We start from the raw sequence: 15,692 nt of genomic DNA, 5'->3' as shown, positions 1-15,692 counted from the left end.
TACGCGGAGTCCCGGCGGTGTGCGCTATGGCACGTCCGGGGCGGAACTGGGGAGGCCCCGGCCCGGATCCGCCCGCAGTCCCCTGCGGGCGGGGTCCTTCTCTCATCGGCCCCGACGTTACGCGACCGGAAGGGGGGACCGACAGACGGATCCCCAACCCGCCATCGGCCCCCCACACCTTCTTCACGTCCCCGCGGGTCAGATGCCCGCGAAGGCGCCCTCGAGGATGTCGAGGCCCTCGTTCAGCAGGTCCTCGCCGATCACCAGCGGGGGCAGGAAGCGCAGCACGTTGCCGTAGGTGCCGCAGGTCAGGACCAGCAGGCCCTCGGCGTGGCAGGCCTTCGCCAGCGCGGCGGCGACCTCCGGGTTCGGCTCCTTGGTCGCCGGGTCCTTCACCAGCTCGATCGCGATCATGGCGCCGCGGCCGCGGACGTCCCCGATGACCTCGTACTTCTCCTGCATGGCGGCGAGGCGGCCCTTCATGACCTCCTCGATGCGCCCGGCCCTGCCGTTGAGGTCGAGCTCCTTCATCGTCTCGATGGCGCCGAGCGCGCCGGCGCAGGCCACCGGGTTGCCGCCGTAGGTGCCGCCCAGGCCGCCGCCGTGCACGGCGTCCATGATCTCGGCGCGGCCGGTGACGGCGGCGAGCGGCAGACCGCCCGCGATGCCCTTGGCGGTGGTGATCAGGTCCGGGACGACGCCCTCGTCCTCGCAGGCGAACCACCGGCCGGTGCGGCAGAAGCCGGACTGGATCTCGTCCGCGACGAAGACGATGCCGTTGTCGTCGGCGAACTTCACCAGGGCCGGGAGGAAGCCCTTGGCCGGCTCGATGAAGCCGCCCTCGCCGAGGACCGGCTCGATGATGATCGCGGCGACGTTCTCGGCGCCGATCTGCTTGGTGATCTGGTCGATCGCCTGCGCGGCGGCCTCGGGGCCGCAGTTCTCCGGGCCGGTCGGCCAGCGGTAGCCGTAGGCGACCGGGACGCGGTAGACCTCGGGCGCGAACGGCCCGAAGCCCTGCTTGTACGGCATGTTCTTGGCGGTCAGCGCCATCGTGAGGTTGGTGCGGCCGTGGTAGCCGTGGTCGAAGACGACGACGGCCTGGCGCCCGGTGTACGAACGGGCGATCTTGACCGCGTTCTCGACGGCCTCGGCACCGCTGTTGAACAGCGCCGACTTCTTCGCGTGGTCGCCCGGCGTCAGCTCGGCCAGCGCCTCGCAGACCTCCACGTACCCCTCGTACGGCGTGACCATGAAGCAGGTGTGGGTGAAGTCCGCCAGCTGCGCGGAGGCGCGGCGGACGACGGCCTCGGCGGAGGCGCCCACGGAGGTCACGGCGATGCCGGAGCCGAAGTCGATGAGGCGGTTGCCGTCGACGTCCTCGATGACGCCGCCGCCCGCGCGGGCGGTGAACACCGGCAGCACGGAACCGACGCCGCCCGCGACGGAGGCGACGCGGCGGGCCTGGAGCTCCTGCGACTTCGGGCCCGGGATGGCGGTGACGACGCGGCGCTCCTGCGGAATTTCGGTCATGCGGGGCTCCTGGGGGTGCTTACGGACGCTGTGTCTGCTCTCCCCCGCAGGCTAGGCCCCGGCGGGTCACCCCGGCATGCGCCGTTCGGGAGTGGTCCGGCCGGCGCCGTTGTCCGCGGCGGACATAGCGCCGCCCCGGGGACGCCCGCGTCCGCGCCGACCGGCCCCGGCACCCCGCGCGGGCATTAGATTGACCGGTGCACAGACGCGCGCGGCCCGGCAGCTCAGGGGGGCAGGATTGATGGACAGGGACGGTACGTCGTACGAGGCACGGGGCGCCCACGCCGGTCCCGTCCCGCGCCCGGCCGGTCCGCCGCCGCTCCCGCCGGCCCCGCCGGGAGCGGCGGCCCGGAGCACGCCGCCCCCGCCGCCGGTCCCGCCCGCGCCGCCGGGCGGGGCGTCCGTCGCCGACTGGCTGCGCACCCCGCGCCCGCAGGCCGAGCCGGGCGTGTGGCGGTTCGGCCACCGCCCCCGCCCCCCGGGAGGAGCCCGAGCTCGTCCCCCTCCGGAGGCTCCTCGCGGGCGCGGTGATCTCCCTGCTCAGCGGCTGGCTGCTGTGGTCCCTGCTGTGGAACGGCTACCTCGGCCACTACTGGCTGTGGCCCTTCCTCGTCCTCACCCCGGACTCCTGGCGCTACGAGCCGTCCACCTGGGCCACCGCCAGTTACGTCTACTACGCGCTGGTCGGCGGCGGCCTCCTCGTCTTCTTCGCCCGCGTCGGCCACGTCCCGGAGATCTTCCGCCGCTACGCCCGCCGCTCCCGCGCCGAGGCCGCCCCGCCCCCGCCGCCCCGCCACGGCGCCGACCCCGCCGACTGGCCCGAATTGCGCGCCGCCGGCCTGGTGGAGGCCGCGGACCGGCTCGCCGAGGCCGTCCGCACCGGCGCGCTCGGCGACGTGGACTACGCCCGCATCCAGCGTGCCTGGCAGGGTGTGCGCACCCACCCCGGCCGCCTCGCCGCGTTCACCGACGCGGTGCGCGCCCAGGGCCCCGCCGCCTGCGCCCACCCCTCCGGCGAGCGGGACCTCCCGGTCCGCACCGCCGTGCACGACCTCGCCACCGGCCAGGTCCGCATCGGCGCCGCCGCCGACCACCCCCGCAACCCGTACGCCCGCCGCACCATCGGCGTCGCCCTCGAACCGGCGCTGCTCGGCACGTCCCTCCTCGCCGTGGGCCCGGCCGCGTCCGGCAAGACCGCCCGCCTCGTCCGGCCCGTCACCGAGTCGCTGTGCCTCCAGGCGCTCGCCAACCGGGCCGCCGTCGTCGCCGTCACCGCCCAGGGCTCGCCCCTCGCCCCGGACGCGGCGTTCGACGTCGTCATCGCGGTCGGCCGCCCCGACGCACGGCACCGCCTCGACCTGTACGGCGGTGCCGACGACCCCGACGAGGCCGCCCGCACCCTCGCCGAGGCCCTGGTCGGCGACCTCCTCCCGGAGACCCGCCGCGCCGCGACCGCGCTGGCCCAGCTCATCGGACCGTACCGGGCCGCCCACGGCCGCTTCCCCGCCGTACCGGAGCTGCGCGAGCTCCTCGGCGGCGCCCCGGAGGCGCTCGCCCGGCTGCGCGCCGACGTCGCCGGGGACCCCGCTCAGCTGCGCGAGCTGGACGCCCGGGCCCGGCAGGTCGAGCGCGGCGACGACGTCGCGGTCCTCCTCGCCGAGCGCGTCGCCTTCCTGGACCGGCCCGCCTTCGCGGGCCTCCTCCCCACCGACGGGGAGGACCGCCGCTTCTCGCTGCGCGCCGTCGAGCACCCGCTGCGCGTCCGCGTCGACCTGCCGGAGCGCGGCCACGCCGAGGCGTCCCGGATCATCACCCGGCTGCTGCTCGCGCAGTTCGCCGAGGCCGCCCTGGCCCGCGCCGACCGGTCGCTGTTCGCCTGCCTCGTGCTGGACGACGCGACCGACACGATCACCGCCGACTCCGTGCGCGCCGTCCAGCGGCTGCGTTCCGCGCACGCGGGGGTGGTGCTGTCGCTGCGCACCCTGGAGGACGTGCCGGAGGCGCTGCGCGGGCCGCTGCTGGGGGCGGTCGGCTGCCGGATGGCGTTCGCGGGCCTCGCGCCGTGGGACGGCGGCAGGTTCGCGGAGGTGTGGGGCACCGAGTGGGTGCAGGCGCGGGACGTCACCAACCGGCAGATCGTCTCCGACGAACCGTTCACCAAGGCCGTGCACTTCGTGCGGCGCCTGGTCACCGGCCGCGCCGCCACCGCCGAGGCCGTCACGGTCCGGGAGGTCGAGCGGCAGCGCTGGTCGGCCTCCGAACTGGCGCACGGGGTGCCCGCCGGGCACGCCGTCCTGTCGGTCACCGGCGTCCACGGCGAGCACGCGCCGCCGCTCCTGGTCGACCTGCGGGGATGAGCCGCACCGTGGGCGGCAGTCATACGTCCTGGCAGAATCGAAGGGAGCCGTTCATACGGGACGGCGAAAAACCGTCCCCCGTATCCCCTCCCGAAGGCCCGCCGGTCCCATGCCGCTCACCCTCGCCTCGCTCGTCCAGCACTCCGCGCTCAAGCTCGTCGTGCGTACCGGCGCGGACCGCCTGGACACGCCCGTCCGCTGGGCCCACGTCAGCGAGCTCGCCGATCCCGTCCCGTACATGGAGGGCGGCGAGCTGCTGCTCACCACCGCCATGACGCTCGACGCCCAGGACGCCGGGGCGATGCGCCGGTACGTCCGCCGGCTGGCCCGGGCCGGGGTGGTGGGGGTCGGCTTCGCGGTCGGCGTGAACCACGACGAGATCCCGGCCGCCCTGCTCCAGGCCGCCCGCGAGGAGGGGCTGCCGTTGCTGGAGGTGCCGCGCCGCACCCCGTTCCTCGCCATCTCCAAGGCGGTCTCCGCCGCGCTCGCCGCCGACCAGTACCGGGCCGTGACCGCCGGGTTCGAGGCACAGCGGGAGCTGACCCGGGCGGCGCTGGCCGAGGGCCCCGACGCCGTGGTGGCCAGGCTGGCCGCGCACGTCGACGGCTGGGCGGCGCTGTACGACGCGTCCGGCGCCGTCCTGACCGCCGCGCCCGACTGGGCGGCGCGGCGGGCCGCCCGGCTCACCCCGGACGTGGAGCGGCTGAGGGACCGCCCCGCCCCGGCCAGCACCGTCGTCGGGGGCACCGACGACCGGGTCGAGCTCCAGTCGCTGGGCACCGGGCGGCGCGTGCGCGGCGTGCTGGCGGTCGGCACGGGGGCGGCCCCCGGCACGGCGGAGCGGTACGCCGTGCACTCGGCGATCGCGCTGCTCACCCTCACCACGGAGCGGTCGCGGTCCCTGCAGGCCGCCGAGCAGCGGCTCGGCGCGGCGGTGCTGAGGATGATGCTCGCCGGGCAGCCCGACCACGCCCGCACGGTCGCCGGGGACCTGTACGGGAGCCTGCTCGACGCCCCGTTCCGGCTGCTGGCCGCGGAGGCGGCGGGCGAGGCGGAGGCGGGTGCCGAACCCCCGCTCGCCGTGCTCGCCGACGCGCTGGAGGCGGCCGCCGCCCACGCGGGGGAGGCCGTGCTGACGGTCCCGGAGGGCGACGACCGGCTGGTCGCCCTGGCCGGGGACGGGGGAGCGGTGGTCGCCGCCTGCGACGCGTACGCCGCCCGCGAGGCCGGCGACGCCGGGGTCGTCATCGGCCTGTCCGCCCCGGCCGGCCCGATAGCGGCGGCCACCGCCTACAAGCAGGCCGAGCAGGCCCTGTCGGTGGCCCGCCGGCGCGGCCGCGCCCTCGTCGAGCACGAGGAGCTGGCGACGGGGTCCCTGCTGCCGCTCCTGGCCGACGACGCCGTACGGGCCTTCGCCGACGGCATGCTGCGGGCGCTGTACGAGCACGACGCGACCGGCCGCGGCGACCTCGTCGCCTCCGTCCGCGCCTGGCTCTCCCGGCACGGGCAGTGGGACGCCGCCGCGGCGGACCTGGGCGTGCACCGCCACACGCTGCGGTACCGGATGCGGCGGGTCGAGGAGATCCTGGGCCGCTCCCTGGACGACCCGGACGTGCGCATGGAGCTGTGGCTCGCCCTCAAGGCGACGGGCGACCGGCCGACGAAGCGCGACCAACCTGCCAAGTAGAGGGAAAACCGCCCCATCGATACCAGAACCCATGGCCCCGTGCCCGGAAACGGGCAGGTTCTTTGCCGAACGGCCGCCGCGTCCCTACTCTCCTGCTCATGACAACCGCGCGCATCAGCGGCGCCGTATGGGCCGCACTGGCGATCGTGTACCTCGTGTGGGGCTCCACCTACCTGGGCATCCGCATCGCCGTCGAGACCCTGCCTCCCTTCCTCTCCGCCGGCGCCCGCTTCGTCGTCGCCGGCCTCCTCCTCGCCGCGCTGCTCGCCTGGCGCCACGGACCCGGCGCCCTGAAGGTCACCCGGCCCCAGCTCGCCTCCGCCGCCGCCGTCGGCCTCCTGCTGCTCGTCGGCGGCAACGGGCTCGTCGTCCTCGCCGAGACCTCCGTGCCCTCCGGCCTCACCGCCCTCCTCGTCGCCGTCATGCCGGCCTGGGTGGTCCTCCTGCGCAGCGTGTTCGGCGAGCGCCCCGGCCCCTCGGCGTACGCCGGCGTCCTGCTCGGGCTCGCCGGGCTCGCCGTCCTCAGCCTCCCGGGTCTGAGCGGCGACGTCCACATCGGCGGCGTCCTCACCATCGTCGTCGCCACCCTCATGTGGTCCGCGGGCTCCTTCTCCTCCTCCCGCATCCCGATGCCCCGCAACCCCTTCACCGCCAGCGCCTACGAGATGCTGGCCGGCGGCCTCGGCTGCGCCCTCGTCGGCCTCGTCCGCGGCGAGCAGCGCGGACTGGACCTGGCCGACGTCTCCACCCGCTCCTGGGCCGCTCTCGCCTACCTGGCCGTCTTCGGCTCGCTGATCGCCTTCACCGCGTACGCCTGGCTCCTGCAGAGCGCCCCGCTCTCCCTCACCGCCACCTACGCCTACGTCAACCCGGTCGTCGCCGTCCTCCTCGGCTGGCTGATCCTCGACGAGGCGCTGACCTGGTCCATCGCCCTCGGCGGCGCCGTCGTCGTCGCCGGCGTCTGGCTGATCGTCCGCGCCGAACGGCGCCCCGTCCCCGCCGAACCGGCGGAGCCGGATCCGCTACCACTCCACGGCGGACAAACCCCCAGCCGCTCCACCGGGCCTACCGTGTGAGGTGAGCGCCAAGCACGTGTGCCAGACACCCCACTACTCGGAAGGGCCGGGACCGCGATGACTGCCACCCACGCCTTCTGGCTCGCCGGCCGCCAGGCCGCCGGCGAGACCACCTTCGACGTCACCTCCCCCTGGGACGGCCGCCTCGTCGGCCGGGTGAGCGTGCCCACCGAGGCCCAGGTCGAAGAGGCCGTGGCCGCCGCCCACGCCGTCGTCGACGAGTTCGCCGCCACCCCCGCGCACGTCCGCGCCGCCGCCCTCGACCACGTGTCGAAGCGGCTCGCCGAGCGCACCGAGGAGATCGCGCGCCTCATCACCGCCGAGAACGGCAAGCCCCTCAAGTGGGCCCGGGGCGAGGTCGGCCGCGCCGTCTCCGTCTTCCGCTTCGCCGCCGAGGAGGCCCGCCGCTTCAACGGCGGCGAGGCCCAGCGCCTCGACACCGACGCCGGCGGCACCGGCCGCCTCGCCCTGACGCGCCGCTTCCCCAAGGGCGCCGTCCTCGGCATCGCACCGTTCAACTTCCCGCTGAACCTGTGCGCCCACAAGGTCGCCCCGGCCATCGCCGTCGGCGCCCCCATCATCCTCAAGCCGGCCCCGGCCACCCCGCTCTCCGCCCTGCTCCTGGGCGAACTGCTCGGCGAGACCGACCTGCCCGCCGGCTCCTGGTCCGTCCTGCCGGTGTCCAACGACCGCATGCCCGCGCTGGTCCAGGACGAGCGCCTGCCGGTCATCTCCTTCACCGGCTCCGACAAGGTCGGCTACGCCATCCAGCAGTCCGTGCCGCACAAGCACTGCACCCTGGAGCTCGGCGGCAACGCCGCGGCCGTGGTGCTGGCCGACTGGTCCTCCGAGGAGGACCTCGACTGGGCGGCGACCCGCATCGCCACCTTCTCCAACTACCAGGCCGGGCAGTCCTGCATCTCCGTCCAGCGGGTCGTCGCGGACGCCTCGGTCTACGACCGGCTCGTCCCGAAGATCGTCGCCGCGGTCGAGGCGCAGGGCACCGGCGACCCGGGCGACGAGTCGACCGACGTGGGCCCGCTCGTCAGCGAGGACGCCGCCAAGCGCGTCGAGGCGTGGGTCGACGAGGCCGTCAAGGGCGGCGCCGCCCTCCTCACCGGCGGCAAGCGCGAGGGCGCCTCCTACGCCCCGACCGTGCTCGCCGACCTGCCCGCCGGCACGACCCTCGCCTGCGAGGAGGTCTTCGGCCCGGTCCTGACCCTGCACCGGGTGGACGGCGAGACCGCCGCCTTCGCCGAGGTCAACGACTCCAGGTTCGGCCTCCAGGCCGGTGTCTTCACCCGCGACCTGCGGACCGCCTTCCGCGCCCACCGCGCGCTGGAGGTCGGCGGCGTGGTCGTCGGCGACGTCCCCTCGTACCGCGCCGACCAGATGCCGTACGGCGGCGTCAAGCAGTCCGGCGTCGGCCGCGAGGGCGTCGCGTACGCCATGGAGGACTACACCTACGAGCGGGTCCTGGTCCTCACCGGACTGGCCCTGTAACCCGGCCGCCCGTACGGCCGGCCCGGCGGCCGGAGCCCACTGTGCGACGGCTCAGGTCCCCGTGCCCGAGGATCCGGCCGCCCCCCGACCAGGCCGGACACGTGTCCGGACGTGTCCGGGCGGCCTGGTCTTCGCCGGGCTGAGGTCGTGCCGGTCCCGGTGTCGGGCTCACCTGCTCGCGAGCAGAAGCGCGAGCGGGCCAACCCGGCGCCTGGCCCGATTGTGCGGCTCGGAACGCGAGGACCCCGAGCACCACCAACAACTGCCCCCCGGAGGGTGATGCCGGGCGTCCCCCTCCACGACTCCGGGAGCGGGCCGCCCTCTGCCTCGTGTCACAGGAACGTCACTACACGTGCGGCCTATTGCGGGTCCGTCAGTTACCGATGCTGATGCTGCTGAAGTGCTACGCGTCCCGACGGAGACGCCCCGCTCACCGCCAACCCGAGCGAGGCGTATTCGTGTGCCCAGGTCAGGCATGGGTGAGCTGCCAGGAGCGGGCCCGCTCATTGAGGAGCGAGGCAGCGCCGACGCCGCGCCGCTCGAAGACGGTGAGCTGCCGGCGAATGGAACCGACCTGCTTGACCGCCCGATCGGAGTACACCCCGCTGAAGTACGTGAGGGCCTGGTCCCACGTGGTGCACGCCTGCTCCAGGTGCCCCTGGGCGGCTTGCTCCTTGCCCAGGGCGGCCAGGGACAGGGCCGTGATGCGGGACAGGCCGCCTTGGTCGACGGCGCCGTAGCCGCGCCCGGCGGAGGCGTACTGCTTGGCCGCGTTGGGGTGGTCCTTGAGAGCACGGAACACCTTCGCGGCGTGGGAGGCCACGGCCGCGCGGGGGGAGCCGGACAGGGTGAGCCAGTACGGCAGGACGTCGTCCTCGCCCCGGATGGCGAGGTCTTGGGCCCGGCGGACCTCCGCGACGGCCTCCGGGCCGCGGCCGGCGACCGCGAGCGCGCGGGCCCGGCAGACGACGAACATGGACAGTATCCCGGGCTCGGCGCGGCCCGTGGCCAGGGACAGGGCAGCGTCCGCGAGGTCCAGCGTGTGCTCGGGGCGGGCGATGTCCATCCCGTTGTGGGCCATGATCCGCAGCACCCACGCCTCGTGGAGCGGGTTGCCGGCCTCCCGGGTCAGGCCCAGGCTCTGGAGGTAGTAGCGCTGGGCGAGGCCGTGTTCCCCGGCGTCGTAGGCCTTCCACCCGGCGAGGAACACGAAAGCAGCCACGGCCGTGAGGGCATCCCCGCGTACGGCCTCCTTCGCGAACCGGGCCCGGGTGAGGTCGGCGACGTCGGTCCGGAGGCACTGGATGACGGCGGAACGGCCGTGCAGCCCGCCTTGGCGCTCGTCGATCGCGGTGAACGCCTTGAGCATGGAGCGGACGGCGTCGATGTCGCCTTCCCCGACCATGCGCCCTGCTGCGCCCGCTGCGCGCTCCTGTGCTTCCGCCGCCTGTGCGAGGCCAAGAGGCAGGGCAGCGGCGGCAACGCTGTACGCGGCTCCCGTAAGGATCTTTCGGCGGTTGATGTCGGCCTCCCCGATTCGCCGTACGATGTCCACTGGATCGGGTCCGATGCCCAACCCAAGCCGGGCGTCGGACCCGTTGCCATGTTCGGGCACCTGCCAGCCGAGATTGGCCGGGGTGAGGTGCCGCCCGAGGCGACGGGACAGGGCTTCCGCAATGTAGGCGGCGGTTTCCGGGGAGGGTGGTTGGCCGGCGACCCAGTGGGCCACGGCGGACCGGTTCGTGCGGAGAGTCTCGCCGGCCTCGGCCGCGATGCGGCGGATGTCTGCGGCGAACTGGTCGTACGTCAGACCCGCCTGTTCCAAGGCGAGTCGGAGAGTTTCATTGCGCGCGCGAGAAGTCGTCACGGTGTGTGCACCCTCCCAAGCAGGGCGTTAAACCCGGTAAACGCATCGGGCGCCAACCGGTGTTGTCCCCGTCACGGTAGCGCCGGTTGCATGACGTAGGTCACAGCGATCCAGATAAATGCCGCTTGGGGGCATACATGGAACAGCGCGTGGAGGAGTCGATCACTTGGGTGGCGACCGCCGGTGAGAGGGCGTTCACAGACGGGACGTGGCCCCTGCCTTCCGCCCCGTCAATTCAGCAGGGCATCGCGGAGTGGAAGAACCGGGGCGCGGCGTGGCTGCGCCCGGGTGTCCTGTTCGGGGCGGTCATCATCCGCGAGGAGCTGGTCCACGCCGCGCTCGCCCTGACGACCCGGTGAAGTGCGCGCCGCCGCTCGCGGAGAGCCTGGAGGGCGGTCCCGTCTTCTACAGCCGCGACGGGTTCCCGGACCAGGGGTCCTACACGGCCCTCGTGCCCCCGTCCGTGGCCATGACGTGGCAGGTGGAGGGCTCCATGAGCCACCCCTACCGCGCGCTGCTGCTGGTCCCGGCCCCGGATGTGATTGAGCCTCAAAAGGCCGGGCCGTGGTGGGTGGTGCCGCTCGACGGTCCGGGTCTGCTGTGTCCGCCGGACAGACTCGCGGCCCTCGTCTCCCTGGGGGTGGCGGCTACCCGTGAGCCCACCGGCGAGGAAGGCGACGGCGATGCGTAAGGCCCTGTCCACCCCGCCCTGCCCCGCAGAGGCGCCGCTCCCGGCCTCGGCCGATGGCCTGGCCCCCCGGTTCACGAGGAACGGTGCGCGCCTGATGGTCGAGACCCTGGTGCGCGGGAAGCCCGCGTTCACGGAGTGCCTGCCTCGCCGTGCGGAGTCCGCCGGTGCGGCGCGGCGCCTGGTGGACCGCGCGCTGCGGCTGTGGGGCCTGGAGGTCGTCACCGACTCCGCGCAGCTCGTCGTGACCGAGCTGGTGGCCAACGCCGTGAACCACGGCCGGCGGGACACGATCCGGGTGACCGCCTCGCGGGTGGACCGGTCCGTCGTCCAGGTAGCTGTGGTGGACCTGTCCCGCATCCTGCCGGCGCTGCTCCTGCGCCCCGTCGTGGACCTGGCGGAGTCCGGCCGCGGCCTGCTCATCGTGGAGGCTCTGTGTCCCGGCCGGTGGGGCGTCGAGCCCCTGCGGTGGGGCAAGCGCGTGTGGGCCAATCTCGACGCCGACGCGGAGGCCCCCGGTGGCTGAGCGGGGGAGACAAGTCCTCTATGTGGTGATCCTCGTCGGGATGCTTGGTGCCCTCTGCTTCGGGGTCAAGACCGGGTGAGCGCCAAGGATAGCGCCTGGGTCATCGGTCTGTGCTGGCGCTGCGAAGCCACAGACGTGCCCGTCCTGTGGATCGGGCCCATACAGAGCGCGGAGGCAGGGGAAGCGCCGTTCACGTGCTGCACCCGCTGCATTCGGCGCTTGGAAGCCCTGATCCACCTGCACACCACCCGCGGCTTTGAGGCCGCATCGGCCTGACCAATCGTGGAGGTCGCCGTGACAACAACGACGAGTCCCAGACCAGCACAGGAGGATCGCACCGATGTACCGCAGCTCGTGGCGAGCCCGTTCCTCGCCCAGTACCTCCTGCTGCGGCCGGGCCAGGCATCGGGCGTACGGATTCCCGAGGTCCGCTACGAGGAGCTGGCGACCGCGACCCGCGAAGGTCTGGTGCTCCCGGCCTGGGTGGGCGACGCGGCGGCACAGGCGTGGGGTATCAAGCTGCCCGAAGCCCCGGCCGGCGACGTCCTCCTGGTCCGCGAGCGCTCGGCTTACGGGTACGGGCGGGCTTCGTGGGAGATCAACCTCGGCTGTGACTACGACTGCGACTTCTGCTACCTCCCCGAGAAGAAGTTCTCCGGCCTGCCTTGGGACGGCAAGCAGCGCCTCCTCCAGGTGATGCAGGAGGCCGGCGTGCTGTGGTTGCAGATCACCGGCGGCGAGGCTCTGATCGACAAGCAGTTCGGCGCCGCGTACATCTACGCCCACCAGCTCGGCATGATGGTCCAGGTCTCCACGAACGGGTCGTCGCTGCGCAAGCCGCAGATCCGGGACCTGTTCCGCCGCCACCGGCCGTACCGGCTGACGGTGAGCGTCTATGGGGCGGCCGCCGAGACGTACGACAAGGTCGCCAAGAACCGCGGCGCCTACGACCGGTGGATCAAGGGCCTGGACGCCGCCCGCGAGGACGGCCTACCGGTCCGACTGAACGTGATCGTGTCGGACGACAACGCCCACGAGGTCGACGCGATGGTGGCCCTGTGCCAGTCGTACGGCTTCCACCACGAGGTGTTCACGAACATGTCGCCGACGATCGACGGCGGCGCGAATCCCCTCGCCTCGCAGTCGTACGCAGACCTCAAGCCCCGGAGCATCTTCACGGGCTGCAATGCCGGGCGGACGTTCTTCCACGTGAACCCGCACGGCATCGCGTCGGTCTGCAAGGTCGGCCGCGACCCGAACGTGAACCTCGTCACCGAGGGCGTCGAAGCCCTCACCCGACTCGGCGTGATCGCCGAGTCCCTACAGCTCCGCACCGGTGGATGCTCTGGCTGCACGAAGGTGGACACGTGTCGCACGTGTCGGCCGCTTGCCAAGCTCTACCAGGAGGCGGGGGACCGTCGAGAGCTCTACTGCCAGCATGGAGGTTACGGATCATGACTCCGCCCACTGCCGCCCTCGCCCCGCCGCGCCAGCCCGTGGCGGTCACCATCGGCCGCCGCCCGTCGGACGGGCCGGTCGGCGCGCTGCCGGTGCCGTTGCCCGCCGCGACGATCGGCGACAACGAGTTCCAGATCATCGCTGACCTGGACACGGCCGCCGAGGGAGCCGAGTGCTCCTGCTCGGCCGGTGACGACCAGCCCTACTAGGACCGGGGCGGGCTCGACCCGCTTCCGATCGTTCCACCCCTGATGCCGCCCCGGCCGTACCCTGGCCGGGGCGGCATCCCCTTTCCCCCGAGCACCCAAGGACCCGCGCGTGTCGATGACCCGTATCCCCTTCGAGCAGCTTCCCGACGATGTCCTCCAGGCCGTTGCGGACAAGACCGGCGCCGTACATCAGGCGGTGACCGTGAGCGGCGGCATGAATTCCGGCATCGCTTCGGTCCTGGAGACCGACAGCGGCAGCGTCTTCGTGAAGGGCATCCCGGCCGACCATCCGCAGGTGAGCGCCCAGCGCCGTGAGGCGGCTGTGGCTCCGCACCTGCCGACGTCCTGCCCGCGCCTGTATTGGCATCTAGAGCTGGACGGCTGGAGCCTGCTGGGCTACGAGGTGGTTGACGGTCGGCACGCCGACTACGCGCCCGGGTCGGCGGATCTGCCGCTCGTGGAAGCGGCGCTCACCGAGCTGCAAGGGGTCACGGCCCCGACCGACGTCGACATCAAGGACGCGGTCGACCGGTGGGCGGACTACGCGCCGCCGGGCACGTTGCATCTGTTCGCGGGGACGACGCTGCTGCACACAGACTTCGCGCCGGACAACGTCCTGATCGTCGGCGATCGGGCCCGGCTCGTGGACTGGGCATGGCCGACGCGGGGCGCGGCGTGGATCGACCCGGGCGCCCTAGCGCTGCGGCTCATGGAGGCCGGCCACTCGGTGGACTCGGCGCTCACCTTCGCCGGACGGTTCCCGTCGTGGCGCAGTGCGTCGCAGGAAGCACTCAGCGCGCTCGGTCTGGCTACCGCGGCTCTGTGGCGGGAGATCGCCGACGAGGACGGCACGGAATGGAAGCGGTCGATGGCGGAGCGGGCGGCGACGCTGGCGCACGCCCCGGACGGGGGTCTGTGATGGACGTGGGCACCTGGGATCGGATCAACCAGCTCCGTGGGTGAAGCCGTTCGCGCGCTCGTCCTGTGGCCGGTGAACTGACCAGAGTCCCGGGTGTGGCATCCAGTTCTGAGGGTGTCGCGCGAGGTGCGGGGCGGCACTATTACCCGCACCCTGACCTGGGCGTACGTCTGACACACTTCTGCCGATTCTGGGTGTAAACCAGGTGTGATCTTGAAGAAGTCAGACATGCGGGAGAGGTGTTCCAGCGATCGGCCAGACGTCACGGGACCGGGGAAAAGTCTTGAATTCACGCCCCTGACCTGCGCGTTTGCAATACTACAGTGCAGGTCAGAGAGTCGCGGGCCACACGTCAGTTACGTAGCGTCCCTAATTCGGGACGAAGAGGTCGTGGGTTCAAATCCCGCCACCCCGACAGTGAAGTACCAGGTCAGGGCCGGTTTCCCTTCGGGGAGACCGGCCCTGATTGCTTTGTATCTGGGTGCCTGGGTCTCAACTAGGTGTGATCTTGTTTTAGGGTGTCACGCGGCTTGGGCGAACTCCTGCAACAGCCGGTCGAGCACCGGCACCGGCGACCGGGGGTGGAGAGCGAGACGGTCGGCCAGGGAGGCGTGCCAGACCTCGGTGAGCTGTTCCATGAGCGTGGCGCGCAGGGAGTCGGTCACGTGCGAATACCGCGCGCCGACCGATCCGTCCTCGTGGCCCATCCGCTCGTCCATCAGGACCTTGGGGGTGCCCAGCTCCTCCATGAGCGTGCGGTGGCCGTGACGGAGGCCGTGGCGGGGCAGCCGGTCCTTGATCGGCACCCAGCACGCCTCGGCTCGCCCGGAGGCGTTACGGCCGCGCACAGGGGCGCCGGGGAAGGGACCGCCGGTCACTGGAACGGGATGCGCCTCGGCCGGCGCCTTCTTCGGGTACCAGCCGGTGGCGGCCGGAGTGAAGATCCACTGTGCGTGGCCGGACCGGCGCCAGTGGGCGGCTTCCCGTGTTGTGCCGGCCGACCGGACGAAGCCGACTTCGGCGATGGCCTTCTCGACCCGTGTCCGTGTGGTCTCCCTCACAGTCTCGGGCCGGTTGAGGACGTTGGACACCGTGCCCGTGGACACGCCGGCGAGCGCCGCGACGTCCCGGAGCGTCGGCCCCGGCGCCAGAGGGGAATGGTGTCGGGGCCGTGGTGTGCCTGCCGCCGGGGGTCAGGGGGCAGGCGCGGCGGCGGCGAAGGGCGTGGCGATCAGGTTTTACAGCGGGGCACGGGGCTTCGCTGTCCGTCCACCCTTTCGGGTGAACGAGGTTGCCGGACGCGTGTGAGGCGGGGAGCTGGTGGCGGCCGGGACTTGTGTGTCATACACGTTTTCGGACATGATCCGAGCGTGTGCAAACCCGACTGGCAATTGCCGGCGAGTGCGTTCCGGTCCATGCTCCGTAAGCTGACGGGGCGTGATGTGAGGAGGCCCGGCGGCCGACCGCCGGGCCTTCCCTCTGTCCGGGGCCTGGCTGGTGTTCCCGCCCTGTTCCCGCGGGAACAGGGGAGGTCTCCAGCGATGGGGGATGCGGGCAGATGAGGAAAGATGCGGGAGGAAAAGCGTCGCAAGCCCGCAGGTCAGGAAGAAACAGCAGGTCAGGGGCGGCAAAGCTAGCCCACTGCGCAGGGGCTCCGGCCGCCTTAGCGTTCCGCCGGGCCGGCCGGTGTGAACGCGGGCCCCGGCCCGTCGCCGTGCGCGGGAGGGGCACACCGCGGGGGCGGCCCCGCACGCCCGCCGCGGCACCGGCCCCCGCCCGGGACCCCCGGCACCGCGCCCCCCGGCGCCCTCCGGGGGCGTCATCGGGGAAGCCGGTCAACACCGGTGCCCGATGCGGCGAGAATGGGGG

The 15,692-nt window shown here is 73.0% G+C and carries 11 protein-coding genes and 2 pseudogenes; 10 read left to right on the top strand and 3 right to left on the bottom strand.

Going from position 1 to position 15,692, the window contains the following annotated elements:
• Positions 1–198: 198 nt before the first annotated feature.
• Positions 199–1,533 (bottom strand): 4-aminobutyrate--2-oxoglutarate transaminase, encoded by a 1,335-nt coding sequence (gabT, locus tag LUW75_RS04840; protein WP_250334518.1) that lies wholly within the window; start codon positions 1,531–1,533, stop codon positions 199–201.
• 241 nt (positions 1,534–1,774) lie between these two features.
• On the opposite strand from gabT, the pseudogene LUW75_RS04835 reads away from it, so the two are divergent.
• From LUW75_RS04835 to LUW75_RS04820, 4 genes and pseudogenes are all read left to right on the top strand, one after another.
• Positions 1,775–3,890: pseudogene (locus LUW75_RS04835) on the top strand (ATP-binding protein).
• A gap of 109 nt (positions 3,891–3,999) precedes the next feature.
• A complete protein-coding gene (locus LUW75_RS04830) occupies positions 4,000–5,577 on the top strand; it encodes a PucR family transcriptional regulator (protein WP_250334517.1) in 1,578 nt (525 codons plus the stop codon).
• A 98-nt stretch (positions 5,578–5,675) separates the two neighbouring features.
• Complete coding sequence (locus LUW75_RS04825) at positions 5,676–6,653, top strand: EamA family transporter (protein ID WP_250334516.1); 978 nt, start codon at positions 5,676–5,678, stop codon at positions 6,651–6,653.
• Between the two features lie 57 nt (positions 6,654–6,710).
• Positions 6,711–8,156, top strand: a complete 1,446-nt coding sequence (locus LUW75_RS04820; RefSeq protein WP_250334515.1) for an aldehyde dehydrogenase family protein — start codon at positions 6,711–6,713, stop codon at positions 8,154–8,156.
• A gap of 469 nt (positions 8,157–8,625) precedes the next feature.
• Here the strand turns inward: LUW75_RS04820 and LUW75_RS04815 are convergent, their stop codons facing one another.
• Positions 8,626–10,023 carry a hypothetical protein gene (locus LUW75_RS04815; protein WP_250334514.1) on the bottom strand — a complete coding sequence of 466 codons (1,398 nt, stop codon included), beginning with the start codon at positions 10,021–10,023 and terminating at the stop codon, positions 8,626–8,628.
• A gap of 137 nt (positions 10,024–10,160) precedes the next feature.
• On the opposite strand from LUW75_RS04815, the gene LUW75_RS04810 reads away from it, so the two are divergent.
• From LUW75_RS04810 to LUW75_RS04785, 6 genes are all read left to right on the top strand, one after another.
• A complete protein-coding gene (locus tag LUW75_RS04810; RefSeq protein WP_250334513.1) occupies positions 10,161–10,382 on the top strand; it encodes a hypothetical protein in 222 nt (73 codons plus the stop codon).
• On the top strand, positions 10,379–10,714 hold the full coding sequence (locus LUW75_RS04805; protein ID WP_250334512.1) for a hypothetical protein: 336 nt from the start codon (positions 10,379–10,381) through the stop codon (positions 10,712–10,714). Before LUW75_RS04810 ends, LUW75_RS04805 begins: the two co-directional genes overlap by 4 nt.
• A 94-nt stretch (positions 10,715–10,808) precedes the next feature.
• Positions 10,809–11,237, top strand: a complete 429-nt coding sequence (locus LUW75_RS04800; protein ID WP_168438504.1) for an ATP-binding protein — start codon at positions 10,809–10,811, stop codon at positions 11,235–11,237.
• 354 nt (positions 11,238–11,591) lie between these two features.
• The gene (locus LUW75_RS04795; RefSeq protein ID WP_250337546.1) at positions 11,592–12,695 is read left to right on the top strand and encodes a radical SAM protein; all 1,104 of its coding nucleotides are present in this window, start codon (positions 11,592–11,594) and stop codon (positions 12,693–12,695) included.
• Positions 12,692–12,904 carry a hypothetical protein gene (locus LUW75_RS04790; RefSeq protein ID WP_168438501.1) on the top strand — a complete coding sequence of 71 codons (213 nt, stop codon included), beginning with the start codon at positions 12,692–12,694 and terminating at the stop codon, positions 12,902–12,904. Before LUW75_RS04795 ends, LUW75_RS04790 begins: the two co-directional genes overlap by 4 nt.
• 115 nt (positions 12,905–13,019) lie before the next feature.
• Positions 13,020–13,823: a phosphotransferase family protein gene (locus tag LUW75_RS04785; protein ID WP_250337545.1), complete on the top strand. Its 804-nt coding sequence runs from the start codon at positions 13,020–13,022 to the stop codon at positions 13,821–13,823.
• A 521-nt stretch (positions 13,824–14,344) separates the two neighbouring features.
• Here LUW75_RS04785 and LUW75_RS04780 read toward each other — a convergent pair.
• A pseudogene (locus LUW75_RS04780) lies at positions 14,345–14,965 on the bottom strand (LacI family DNA-binding transcriptional regulator); the annotation flags it as partial.
• Positions 14,966–15,692: the final 727 nt, after the last annotated feature.

The organism is Streptomyces sp. MRC013 (assembly GCF_023614235.1).
Taxonomy (GTDB): Bacteria; Actinomycetota; Actinomycetes; order Streptomycetales; family Streptomycetaceae; genus Streptomyces.
The sequence above is the reverse complement of the archived record's forward strand: the minus strand, read 5'-3'. Positions and strand labels throughout refer to the sequence as shown.

Excerpts from the sequence above, each read along its gene's own strand:
- LUW75_RS04810 (WP_250334513.1), top strand. The coding sequence starts at position 10,161 with ATGGAACAGCGCGTGGAGGAGTCGATCACTTGGGTGGCGACCGCCGGT.
- gabT (WP_250334518.1), bottom strand. The coding sequence starts at position 1,533 with ATGACCGAAATTCCGCAGGAGCGCCGCGTCGTCACCGCCATCCCGGGC.
- LUW75_RS04790 (WP_168438501.1), top strand. The coding sequence starts at position 12,692 with ATGACTCCGCCCACTGCCGCCCTCGCCCCGCCGCGCCAGCCCGTGGCG.
- LUW75_RS04785 (WP_250337545.1), top strand. The coding sequence starts at position 13,020 with ATGACCCGTATCCCCTTCGAGCAGCTTCCCGACGATGTCCTCCAGGCC.
- LUW75_RS04825 (WP_250334516.1), top strand. The coding sequence starts at position 5,676 with ATGACAACCGCGCGCATCAGCGGCGCCGTATGGGCCGCACTGGCGATC.
- LUW75_RS04820 (WP_250334515.1), top strand. The coding sequence starts at position 6,711 with ATGACTGCCACCCACGCCTTCTGGCTCGCCGGCCGCCAGGCCGCCGGC.
- LUW75_RS04800 (WP_168438504.1), top strand. The coding sequence starts at position 10,809 with ATGGTCGAGACCCTGGTGCGCGGGAAGCCCGCGTTCACGGAGTGCCTG.
- LUW75_RS04830 (WP_250334517.1), top strand. The coding sequence starts at position 4,000 with ATGCCGCTCACCCTCGCCTCGCTCGTCCAGCACTCCGCGCTCAAGCTC.